Source organism: Croceicoccus sp. YJ47 (genome assembly GCF_016745095.1).
Classification (GTDB): Bacteria; Pseudomonadota; Alphaproteobacteria; order Sphingomonadales; family Sphingomonadaceae; genus Croceicoccus.
Genome location: NZ_CP067087.1, coordinates 3342236 through 3353209, shown reverse-complemented (window position 1 = coordinate 3353209; position 10974 = coordinate 3342236). Strand labels below are relative to the sequence as shown.

Genomic DNA, 10974 nt, shown 5'->3' with positions numbered 1-10974 from the left:
CTGTGGGGCAAATCCTCACGCTGGTAGGCATCCGCCATCTCGCTCATCGATCGCAAGGTCGACCAGATCGACGTGGCGGACGGGTCGGCACTTTGCCGCGTGCATTACGGCGACGGCTTGCGGATGGACGTACTCCGACAGGTAGAGGCGCGGCGGAAGAGCCTCGCTCATCTGTTTCTGCATCGACGGCAATCAGCTGTCCTCGGAATTCCTGGCGTCAGTCAGGGGATGCGTTTCCCGATGCCGCCGTAATGGTCCCGCGCCTTCGATCGCCGCTCGGTCATGGCGCTTTCGCCGCCGCGCTATCGTTTCTCGTGCAGGAACTGCACGAATCTGCGCGATTGCCATGGCGCGCGCCGCGCTGGACTGCGTTGCCGTGAACAGCGAGATCGACACGCTGGAGGCGAAGTTCGCGAGAACGATCGTCAGTGGCTCGCCAATCAGATCGCGAGGGCGACCTGCACGCGGATAACGGGCGACCGCGTCCGCTCCGCCCGCGATCACGGAATAGGCGCCGCGGGGCGATGGCCCGGTCGGTGGTGACAGCGGTAGTTGCGCAAATATCGGTAGAGTTCGGCGAAACGGCGTCAGGTCAGGGAAGGACGATGCGAAAACACGCGCCGTCCGCACTCTCCATGAGGGTGTAGCGTTCCGCCCGCCGCCTCGATCAGCGACCGCACGATGGGTAGGCCGAGCCCGCTTCCGCCCGATGTCCGCGCGTGGTGAAGAACGGCTCGAACACGCGGTCCCGATCCGCTTCGGGAATGCCGGGGCCGTCATCCTGCGCGATCGGTGACAGCGCTGGATTCGGGCCGGAACCGGCACGGACGGGCGATGGAACGCGCGCCGGCCTGCCTGCTGTTTTCGATGAGTGCGCTGATCACCGCGTCGAGCGAGACTTCGGCCATCGCGACGGGGGGCAGACCGGCCTCGCAGTCGACCGCGACGGTGAATGTTGCACGGTTCTGCGCATCGGTTAGGCGCAGCAGTACGTCGCGAAGGTCGCCAGAGTTCGCCCGATCCGCCGGTGCCGAGATCGGCGCGCGAGTTCGAGCAGGCGCGTCGCGAGCAGGGTGAGCCGGGCGGCATCGGCATCCGCATTGGCGAGGAAGCGCGCGCGTTCGTCCGGCGACATGTCATCGCCGTGGTCGGACAGGATTTCGAGCGCGCCGCGAATACCGGACAGCGGCGTCTTGAACTCGTGACTGACCGCATGGGCGAAATCGCGAAGATAGGCGCGAGCGTCGCTCGATCGCATCGGCCATGCGCGCAAATCGGTATAGAGCCCCTGAATCTCGACCGCGGCGGTGCGGGGCGGTTCGGGATCGATTCTTCCGCGGTGCCGAGCGCGCGTCGCGCGACCAAGCGCCTCCACCGGGCGGACGATCGCACGTGACAGCACGCCGCTCAACACGATGAGCAGGGCGAGGATCGCAGCCACGCCGAGCGCGATCTTCCCCGATCGGCGTAAAGCCCGCGAAACAGATTGCGCGCCTGCCGCGACAGGAGCAGCACGCCGACGACTCTCCCGTCCACCACCACGGGCCGGGCATGATGCAGGCGCACGAGCCGCGGCGCGCGACAGCCATTCGAGGCGATAGGCGGCGCGTTCGGCGCGCGTGAGGCGCAGCACGGTCGCCAAGTACGTAGTTCAATGCGGCGCGTACTTCGGGCAGGGCGGCAAGGCTTGCGCGTGCACCCGGCGCGGCAATCCGGCCTTGGCTGTCGAGGAGGAGATCGCCGCGAGGGTGACGCTGCTGGTCTGCGCGAACACGGGTGCGAGCGTGGCCGCCGCCATCGTCGCCGACTTGTCCGCAGGGGCGGCGGGGACCGGCGTCGGACGGGCGGGCAGGACCGCGCTGCGGCTCAGGTCGATGCGCGGCAGTTCCGGGCGAAATCCGGTGCGCGGGATGCGGGGCGGTGGCGCGCCGGGCCAGTCCGCGGCAGCAATCGCGGCGAGGGCGGCACCCTGCGCGACAAGCTCGCCCTCGGTCTGACGAACCAGTGTGTTTTCGTAAACGCGCAGGAACATCGCCGCAATTCCGGGGAGTGCGGCCACGATGAACAGCGTGGCGAACACGATGGTGCGCAGGCGCAGGCGCGGCCAGTGCGCCCTGATCCACGGTCTGATTCCCAATCCGCGCCCGGTCACGGCGTCCGCATGCCCCGGTCGTCAGCCATCGGCGGCGGTGCAGGGGCCGAGCGCATAGCCGATGCCGGCCCGCGTTTCGATCAGCGTCGTGGCGCCCACCGCCGCAAATTTGGCCCGCAAATTGCGGATGTGGCTGTCGATGGTGCGGTCGGTCACGGCAAAGCTTGGGCCGTGCACGTGGTCGATGATCGCGTCGCGGCTGAACACCCGGCCCGGCGCGGAGGCGAGCGTGCGCAAGGTCGCGAATTCCGTCACGGTGAGCGGCACGTCCGTACCGTTCCACGCCGCGCGCCAGCCTTCGCCATCGATGGAAAGGCTGTTGTGCACGATACGTCCCTTCGGCGCATTCGCCGCCCGGTCCGCGCGTTGCGGCGCGGCGCAGGATTGCCTGCACCCGCGCGGTTACCTCGCGCGGGGAAAACGGCTTTACCACGTAATCGTCGGCGCCCATTTCAATGCCGATCACGCGATCGATCTCCTCATCGCGGGATGACAGGAACAGGATCGGCACGTCGCTTTGCGCGCGCAGGCGCCAGCACGTTTCCAGCCCGTCCATGCGCGGCATGTTGATGTCCAGGATGACGAGATCGGGCGCGCGGGCGGCGACGGCGGCAAGCGCAGCCTCCCCATCCTCGGCCTCGATCGTGTCGAGCCCCGCCTTGCCGAGCGCGAAGCCAAGCAACTGGCGAATATGGGGGTCGTCGTCGACAATGAGGATCCGGCGCGGCATGGGGGACAGGATCACGGCTTTTTCACGCCCGTCAATCCTTCGCCGCGCGTGGCGGACGCGATGGGGGCGCCGTCGCATGCGCGTCCATCCCACCTTGGACCGGGCGATTTCGGCGCGCCGCGGAGCATGCGATCGGACTTTTCAAGACGGCGCGCGCCGGTCACGCTCCACCCCTGCCAGTGGGATTGCGATGCGCGCAGGTCGGCACGGATCCGTTCGCTCAACGCGGCGGCGCGATCCCGCGTCACCAGATCCACCGGCGCATTTCGTAATTGGATCAGGGGGATAAGCGACGATGTGCCAAGCGATTCGAGGTAGCAGAGGTCGAGCGTATTCTCATTGCGGGCGTGGCGAACGTTCCACGCCGCCGCAAACGCCCCCGCATCGACGATCCCGAAAAGGCTCAGCATGCCCATCAGAACGAGCGCGTTCGCATTGATGAGCCAACCCGCCGACCGCCCGGCCATCAAGCGCCAGCAGATGAGCACGAGCCCGATGGCGACGCTTATCATCCAGGCGAGCGCCGCGATGCGCATCACGGTGAGGGAATAGGCCGCGATATAATCGACGAGGCGCAGCATGCTGGACGCGACGAGCAGGATATTCTGCGCCACGAAGGCGAGCAGGAGTGCGCGCACCCCGCCATTCGCCGCCGCCGGCGAGCCGGGACGCAGCGCGAAAGCACAGAATCCTCCCGCCAGAAGCGCCGTCAGGATGAGCGTATAGGCGCCGCGATGCGCATAATCGGCCAGCGTGACCCCCGCGGGCAAGGCTGCGCCGCTCCACAAGAAGACGAGGTCGAGCGTGTTTTCCACCATGAAGACGGCATTGAACACGCCGAGCGTGAGCAGCATCGCGGTTACCGGCATGTCGAACGCGGCACCACGCGACAATCGCATCCGCTCCGACATGCGGACCGTGCGCGTAGCGTAACGAGGGCCAGACAAGGCACAGCGTCACGAGCAACAGGACCGCGTGCGGGACGAACAGCTCCAAGTCCGGCATCGCGGCGGCGGCGAAGACATCGCCGATCACGGGATTGGCGCTTGCAAACAGCAGGAGGAAGATCGCGCCCCCGGCGAACGGCATCGCGACATGCAGAACGATGGACCGTGTGCGCGTGCCATCGCGTGGCAGAAGCCGCATCGCATGGGCAAGATCGATCGCCACGCGAAACGGCGCCATTGCCGCAAGGATGCAGAGCCGCACGAACCAGTATCCGGCATGATCGAAATCATGACGCGTGAGCAGTGCGACGCTGCCTATCGCGGTGAGGAACAGCAGCACCGCGAGCACCCCGGGATCGAGGATCAGGACGAGGGCATATGAGAACGCCGCCCCGATGCCGATCCTGCCTGCGCGCGATCGCCGCGCGGATTGCGACACCGCCACGAACAAAAGCCAGACGAGCGCGAACCCGCCCATGACGGAGCCGCCGCGATATCCGAAAAACACCACTTCGGACAAGGCGAGCAGAATGGCCGCCATCGCCAGCTTGGCAAGGAAGCGGAACCGCGCGGATTGCGGCACGGCGCGGGAAATGGGCATGGGCTGTCTCCGTCTGTTCGCCCTTTTCATGCCCGCGCCGTATGTGGCCCGGCGTGCGATAGCGATGGGCAAGCTGTGCCCATGTCGTGCAGATTTCGTGCAGGGCAGGGGGCGTTGCGCCCCGCGTTGCCGCGCCCGCAGGGGGCGCGCGCCGTCATTTCGGGCGAAGCGTGCGCGGTGCGTTTTTGCGATTGTCGCGGTTCGAAAACCGGGTAAACAGGCGCGGTGCAGGCTGGCAGGGCGGAGATGTTTCGCTGCGGGCCTGGGAGTTCAAGGCCCGATGCTATTCGACAGGGTAAAGCCGCTCGACGCTATTCTCGCGACGGCTCAGAAGAAATCGTTAAAACGCACGCTCGGCCCGATACAGCTCATGCTGTTCGGGATCGGCTGTATCATCGGCACGGGCATTTTCGTGCTCACCGCCGGCGCGCAAAAAGCGGGGCCGGGCCTGATGCTGGCGTTCGTGATTGCCGGGCTGGTCTGCGTGGTTGCCGCGCTCTGCTATGCCGAAATTGCCGCGATGATCCCGGTTGCGGGATCGGCCTACACCTATTCCTATGCGACGGTGGGCGAATTGCTGGCCTGGACGGTGGGGTGGGCGCTGATCCTCGAATATGCGATTGCCGCATCGGCGGTGTCGGTCGGGTGGTCCGGCTATTTCAGCGGGACGATCCTGAACGAGTTTTTCGGGATACAGCTGCCGCAATGGCTGGCGGCGGGGCCGCTGGCGCTGGGCGGGGAGCCGGGGGGCTTCATCAACCTGCCCGCCATGTTCATCGCGCTTCTGATCACGGGTCTGCTGATGCTCGGCACGAGCGAGAGCGCGCGCGTCAATGCCGTGCTGGTCGCGATCAAGGTGACGGCGCTCACGATTTTCATCGCGCTTACGTTCACCAGCCCCGAATTCAATGTCGACCGGTTCAATCCGTTCCTGGCGGGGTTGTTGGGGCCGGGCGGTTCGGGCGTCGGCGCGGTCGGTGCGGCGGCGACAATCTTCTTCGCCTATGTCGGGTTCGATGCCGTCTCCACCGCGGCGGAGGAAACCCGCAATCCGCAGCGCAACGTACCGATCGGGCTGGTCGGGTCGCTGCTGTTCTGTACCGTGTTCTACATCCTGGTGGCCGCGGGCGCGATCGGCACCATCGGCGGACAGCCGATCATGGGGCCGGGCGGCATCCCGTTCCCCGCAGGGTCCGAGGAGCTTGCCCGTCAATGCGCCCTGCCGCAACACGCCGCCGCGCTGGTCTGTTCGGACGAGGCGCTCGCCCATGTGCTGCGCCAGATCGGGTTTTCGGGCGTGGGCAACATGCTGGGTATTGCCGCGTTCCTCGCGCTGCCGTCGGTGATCCTCGTGCTGCTGTTTGCGCAGACGCGCATCTTCTTCGTGATGAGCCGTGACGGATTGCTGCCCGAGGTCTTGTCCAAGGTACATCCGCGCTGGAACACGCCCTATGTCGTGACGGCGATTACCGGCGTCATCGTCGCTGTCGGCTCCGCATTTTTCCCGGTTGGCGCGCTTGCCGATATTGCCAACGCGGGCACGCTCTACGCGTTTTTGATGGTGGCGGTGGCGGTCATGATGCTGCGCCGCAGCGATCCCGATCGGCAACGGCATTTCCGCGTGCCAGCGCTCTGGCTCATCGGTCCGGCGACGATCGCGGGCTGTGCGTTCCTGTTCATCAATCTTCCGTCGGAGGCCATGCTCGTTCTGCCGGTGTGGTCGGTGATCGGGCTGGTCCTGTATTTCGGGTACAGCCGCAGGCGCAGTGCGGTCGGCCGCGGCGTGATCGAGGCGCATGAACCCGAATATGCCGATATGGCCCCGCATCTTCCCGGCGCGGACGAAGGGCGCAGATCGTAAGCATGGGGGCGGCGTTCGGCGCGCCGCCGTTCGCTTCGGATCGTTGAGCGGGGCGCAGGCCCTTAGCGACCTGACTACGCCTTGCGTCGCCGCAACCATAGCGTGCAGCGTGCACGGCTCTGCCATAACGTTGCGATAGTCCGCGCGGCACTCTCGCGGCGCCCGCCCGGTTGTACCGGTGAGGGAAGGATGTGCGGCTCATCCTAGATCGCCAATGCGCGCAATTCCCCGATCCTGATTCCCCGGCCTTGAAGGCAAATCGGCAGCCGACGCTCTCGCCGATGTCAGCAGATCAGGCTTGCCGGCGCATCGCCCGCCCGCGCACAGGCGAAGCGGTGGAGCGGCTGCTCCTTGCTTCAGGCACGAGCTCGATTTCGGCTGCGCGCTGGCGGCACCCCTGCGCCCCATGCCGGGTTCCGGCGGACCATGAAATTTTCTCCGCACCGGAACCGGGAAGCCGGGTTGACATGCGCAACAAAAGCATCAAAGGAATAAGAACCTCAATTCTAATTCGAGTTGATGGAGCCGTTATAATTTAAAGGGAAAGGATGGGAGCATGCGGTTCTCCGTATTTCTGAATGCGCGCGCGATGCGGCCTGAAGACGACCGAAAGCTTATCAAGGATCTGGAAAAGCACGCATTGAAGGCCCGCGACTGCGGCTTCGACGCGATTTTCATGCCTGATCACCATTTCAATGGCTATATGCCGATCGCGAGCGACAGCTTCATCTTTGCTGCCTATCTCGCCGCGCAGATGCCGGACATGCATTTCGGTTTCTCGGTCGTGTCCGTGCCCCTCCATCACCCCGTCCGCCTGGCCGAGCGTATCAATATCCTCGATCAGCTTACCGACGGGAAGCTGCTGGTCGGTGTCGGGAGCGGTACCACCCCGGAGGAGATGATCGGTCTCGGCGTGAATTATGCCGAATCGAAGGACGTCTCCGATCGCAATCTCGAAATTGCCGAGCAGCTCTGGGCCAAGGAGATGAACGACCCGGCGATCGAATTCGAAAACGGTCCGCACCGTGGCCGCGTGCTGCAACGCATCGCGCCGATCGCCTATACCAAGGGGCACGCCCCGCTGATGCCCGTCGCCATGAAGGAGGCGAGCACGCGCCGCCGGCGAAAACGGCTGGCCCGCGTTCATCCCGGCGTTCACGCCCCCGCAGATCGGCGGCACCGAACCGTTCAAGCATGTCCACAAATATTTCAACGCCTACAAGGATATCCTGACCTCTTCGGGCCATGACGAGGCGACGATCAACCGTGCGCTGGGCTGGACCACCCACACGTATCAGTGCGTCCACGTCGCCGAAACGGACGAGCAGGCCCGCGAGGAACTCGAGGTTATCCTGCGCGCCTATCAGGACGCGATCGAACGCGAGGCGGAATTCAACGCGCGTGCCGAAAGCGACGAGGCGAACAAGAAGACCGAAAGCACGCCCAACGCCCTGACCGAGGACTGGATCGGGACGTGGTGTCTGTATGGCTCGCCCGAAACCGTGGTGGAGCATCTGCGCCCCTATCGCGAGCTCGGCATCGGCAACATCCTTTGCGGAACGCTGACCGGCCCGCTGACGGAGGAGAAGCTGCGCCTCGGCAACCAGACGCTCGACCTGTTGTCGACGCGTGTCATGCCGGAGCTGAAATAATGGCCCGGCAGCCGCGTATCGTCGGCATCGGCGGAACGCAGCGCCCCCGTTCGAGCACCGAACTCCTCGTGAGTTCGGTGCTCGACATCTGCGCCTCGCACGGGGCGCATGTCGAACTGTTCGGGGGCGAACGCCTTGCCGCGCTGCCCCATTTCGATCCTTATCAGCCCGAACGGACCGAGGGGGAAAAGGAACTGGTCGAGGCGGTCCGGCGGGCCGACGGCATCGTCATCGCCTCGCCAAGCTATCACGGCGGCGTTTCCGGCCTGATCAAGAACGCGATCGACCTGCTCGAGGATCTGCGGGAGGACGAGCGGCCCTATTTCGACGGGCGCCCCGTCGGGCTGCTCGTGTCCGCGGCGGGCTGGCAGGCAGGCGGGGTGACGCTCGCCGCGCTGCGGGGAATCATCCACGCGATGCGGGGCTGGCCGACGCCGATGGGCATCGCGATCAATTCGATCGAACAGAAGCCTTTCGCCGAGGACGGAAGCGTCCGCGACCCGCAGATTGCCGCGCAATTCGACGCCATGGCCAAGCAACTCGCCATTGGTTGCGTCGGCCTCAGCCGGATGGATTGACAATCCGTAAACTATAACTAGAAGGCCGATTCTAATCTTTGATTACCCGCCGGTGGCGGTTGTTTCTGGGAGAGTATTAATGCGAATTTCACGGGTCAATCGTACCCTCATGAGCGGCTGTGCGCTGTTTGCTGTGGCAAGCCCGGCACTGGCTCAGGATGCGATCCCTGGTGCCGAGTCCGACCCCGCCGTTGACGCCAATGTGATCATCGTGACGGCGCAGAATCGCTCTCAGAATGTGCAGGATGTTCCCATCGCGATCGACGTCTTCGGCGACGACGCGATCGAGGATGCGGGCATCACCGATTTTCAGGATCTCACCCGCATTGCGCCCGTCCTCAACATTACGCAGGACGCGAACAACACACGCGTCGCGGTCCGCGGCGTCGGCACCAATTCGAACGACGAAGCGCAGGATCAGTCGGTCGCGATCAACATCGACGGCGAATACATCAACCGTCCCAACGTCCTGAACCTCGCCCTGTTCGATATCGAGCGGATCGAGGTCCTGCGCGGCCCGCAGGGCACGCTTTATGGCCGCAACGCGACCGGCGGCGCGATCAATTTCATTACGCGCAAGGCGGGGACCGAATTCGGCGCCGACATCAACGCCACCTATGGCAACTACAACCATGTGAAGGTCGAGGGCGGCGTCGATCTTCCGCTCGGCGAGATTGCCGGGCTGCGCGTCTCGGGTCTTTACAACAAGCGTGACGGCTATTTCTTCCACCCGAACCGCGCCGCGGCGGGCAATGACCGCGTCCGCAGCGGTACGGCCGACAATCTGGGTGCGCGCGCCACGTTGAGCATCTTGCCCACCGACCGTCTCACCATCGACGTGTCGGGCGAGTATGTCCGCAATGAAAACATCGTGGCGACCTTCGCGTCCTACGATTTCAACGCACCGGGCAACGGGCCGGGGGCCGATTGTTCGCAGAACGGTTTCGAAGATGCCGCCCCGCTGATCCCCGGCGGGCAGTGCATCCCCACGCGCACCGAGGTTCAGGACGCGTTCGGTGATCGGTCCAACTACGACGGCCCGCTCCCGCAGATCCCGCTCAATGAGAATAAGCAGGACAGCTACGCCGCGCGCGCGAAGGTCGAATATGACCTTGGCGGTGCGACGCTGACCTATCTTGGCGGGTATCGCCGGACGGATCAGGATGCCGATCTTTCGCTGCCGAACTACGTCTTTTTCGAATTCGGCAACCGGACCGAAACGCAGAGCCACGAATTGCGCGTGGGCGGCGAAACCGGCGCACTGACCTATCAGGGCGGCGTGTTCTTCTACAGGGAAGAGCTGAGCCTGGCTCGCGGTCTGTTCAGCCCGTTCATCGCGCCCAACGGCAGCTTCATCAACTCGTTCACCCGTGACGCCACGTCGAAGAGCTACGCCGGTTTCGGACAGGCCGAATATGCCGTGACCGATCAGGTCACCGTCGTTGGCGGCCTGCGCTACACCATCGACCGGCGCGACGGCGTTTACGGCAATTACGGTTTCCGTTTCAACACCGGGCCTGTTGCTCCCGAAGGTCCGCCGCCGTCGATCATCGACCTGAAGCAGGACAACGAGAAGCTGACCTGGCTGGCGGGCGTGAACTACAAGCCGAACCTCGACACGCTGCTCTATGCGAAGGTTTCGACCGGCTACAAGGCCGGCGGCTTCGACAGCGTCGGGCAGTATGCACCGGAAACCAACACCGCCTACGAAGCCGGTGCGAAGCTCGGCCTCGGTCCGGTCGGCGAACATACCATCAATGCCGCTGGCTTCTACTACGACTACAAGGATCTGCAGACCGCCGTCCTTCTCGATCCGAGCGTGGGTCAGCGGATTTTCAATGCCGGTGCCGCAACCATCTGGGGCGTCGAGGTCGAAGGCAGCTTCGAGCTTAGCCCGCGCGATTTCTTCAGCGCGTCGTTCGCCTATCTGAACGCACAATATGACGAGCTGCTTGCATCCTACGCGGTCCTGGACACGGTCAATCCGGCCAATAACGGTCTTGCCGATCTCGACCCCGGTCCGGGCGTCTCGCCGCCCAATTTGGCCGGGAACACCCTGCCGCAATCGCCGGACGTGACGATCACGCTGGGCTACGATCACATCTTCGATCTGGGCACGTCGGGCACTGTTACGGCCAGCGCGTTCTCCCGCTTCAAGAGCGCCTATTTCCTCGACATCTTCAATTACCGGTCGAGCAAGCAGGACGCCTTCACGCAGACCGATCTCAGCCTGAAGTATCAGCCCGACAGCGAGCTGTGGAGCATTCAGGGTTTCGTGCGCAATCTGGAAGACGAGCAGCCGCTCGCCTATGCCTCGTTCGTTTCGGCCGGGCCTGACGACAATTTCAACCTCACCTTTGGTGCACCGCGCACCTATGGCGTGCGGGTCGGCGTCGAATTCTGATCGCAAAAAGTCGCCTGTCTGCGGGCAGGCGGCATTTTGAGGGCAATCG

13 protein-coding genes and 2 pseudogenes are annotated in these 10974 nt (G+C 64.7%); 8 read left to right on the top strand and 7 right to left on the bottom strand.

Annotated elements, in window-relative coordinates; all coding sequences use genetic code 11:
- Window positions 1–192: 192 nt before the first annotated feature.
- The 5 genes from JD971_RS16320 to JD971_RS16735 all read right to left on the bottom strand — a co-directional run bounded on the left by JD971_RS16320 (window position 193) and on the right by JD971_RS16735 (window position 2479).
- Window positions 193–504: a hypothetical protein gene (locus JD971_RS16320; RefSeq protein ID WP_202085021.1), complete on the bottom strand. Its 312-nt coding sequence runs from the start codon at window positions 502–504 to the stop codon at window positions 193–195.
- Between the two features lie 272 nt (window positions 505–776).
- Window positions 777–908 (bottom strand): hypothetical protein, encoded by a 132-nt coding sequence (locus JD971_RS16910; RefSeq protein WP_256435270.1) that lies wholly within the window; start codon window positions 906–908, stop codon window positions 777–779.
- Window positions 909–976: 68 nt separating this feature from the next.
- Window positions 977–1441 (bottom strand): histidine kinase dimerization/phospho-acceptor domain-containing protein, encoded by a 465-nt coding sequence (locus JD971_RS16745; RefSeq protein WP_236672164.1) that lies wholly within the window; start codon window positions 1439–1441, stop codon window positions 977–979.
- Between the two features lie 210 nt (window positions 1442–1651).
- Complete coding sequence (locus tag JD971_RS16740) at window positions 1652–2137, bottom strand: hypothetical protein (RefSeq protein WP_236672163.1); 486 nt, start codon at window positions 2135–2137, stop codon at window positions 1652–1654.
- A gap of 36 nt (window positions 2138–2173) precedes the next feature.
- A complete protein-coding gene (locus tag JD971_RS16735) occupies window positions 2174–2479 on the bottom strand; it encodes a winged helix-turn-helix domain-containing protein (protein WP_236672162.1) in 306 nt (101 codons plus the stop codon).
- Here JD971_RS16735 and JD971_RS16730 point away from each other — a divergent pair.
- Window positions 2472–2645, top strand: coding sequence for a hypothetical protein (locus tag JD971_RS16730; protein ID WP_236672161.1), 174 nt, complete (start codon window positions 2472–2474; stop codon window positions 2643–2645). The genes JD971_RS16735 and JD971_RS16730 overlap by 8 nt on opposite strands.
- On the opposite strand, the pseudogene JD971_RS16725 reads toward JD971_RS16730, so the two are convergent.
- Window positions 2601–2882, bottom strand: a pseudogene (locus tag JD971_RS16725) (response regulator); the annotation flags it as partial. The gene JD971_RS16730 and the pseudogene JD971_RS16725 sit on opposite strands and share 45 nt — an antisense overlap.
- A gap of 11 nt (window positions 2883–2893) precedes the next feature.
- Entirely contained in the window at window positions 2894–3829 is a 936-nt protein-coding gene (locus tag JD971_RS16305) for a DUF4173 domain-containing protein (protein ID WP_202085020.1), read from the bottom strand.
- Between the two features lie 28 nt (window positions 3830–3857).
- Here JD971_RS16305 and JD971_RS16300 point away from each other — a divergent pair, with 28 nt between their 5' ends.
- The 7 genes and pseudogenes from JD971_RS16300 (at window position 3858) to JD971_RS16280 (ending at window position 10925) form a co-directional block, all read left to right on the top strand.
- Window positions 3858–4211 carry a hypothetical protein gene (locus tag JD971_RS16300; protein WP_202085019.1) on the top strand — a complete coding sequence of 118 codons (354 nt, stop codon included), beginning with the start codon at window positions 3858–3860 and terminating at the stop codon, window positions 4209–4211.
- 499 nt (window positions 4212–4710) lie between these two features.
- Entirely contained in the window at window positions 4711–6291 is a 1581-nt protein-coding gene (locus tag JD971_RS16295; RefSeq protein ID WP_202085018.1) for an amino acid permease, read from the top strand.
- Between the two features lie 556 nt (window positions 6292–6847).
- Window positions 6848–7540, top strand: coding sequence for an LLM class flavin-dependent oxidoreductase (locus JD971_RS16290; protein ID WP_256435269.1), 693 nt, complete (start codon window positions 6848–6850; stop codon window positions 7538–7540).
- Window positions 7437–7772: pseudogene (locus JD971_RS16905) on the top strand (LLM class flavin-dependent oxidoreductase); the annotation flags it as partial. The gene JD971_RS16290 and the pseudogene JD971_RS16905, both read left to right, overlap by 104 nt.
- A gap of 24 nt (window positions 7773–7796) precedes the next feature.
- Window positions 7797–7943: a hypothetical protein gene (locus JD971_RS16720; RefSeq protein WP_236672422.1), complete on the top strand. Its 147-nt coding sequence runs from the start codon at window positions 7797–7799 to the stop codon at window positions 7941–7943.
- A complete protein-coding gene (locus JD971_RS16285) occupies window positions 7943–8521 on the top strand; it encodes an NADPH-dependent FMN reductase (protein ID WP_202085017.1) in 579 nt (192 codons plus the stop codon). Before JD971_RS16720 ends, JD971_RS16285 begins: the two co-directional genes overlap by 1 nt.
- A 109-nt stretch (window positions 8522–8630) precedes the next feature.
- Window positions 8631–10925 carry a TonB-dependent receptor gene (locus JD971_RS16280; protein ID WP_236672160.1) on the top strand — a complete coding sequence of 765 codons (2295 nt, stop codon included), beginning with the start codon at window positions 8631–8633 and terminating at the stop codon, window positions 10923–10925.
- Window positions 10926–10974 lie beyond the last annotated feature (49 nt).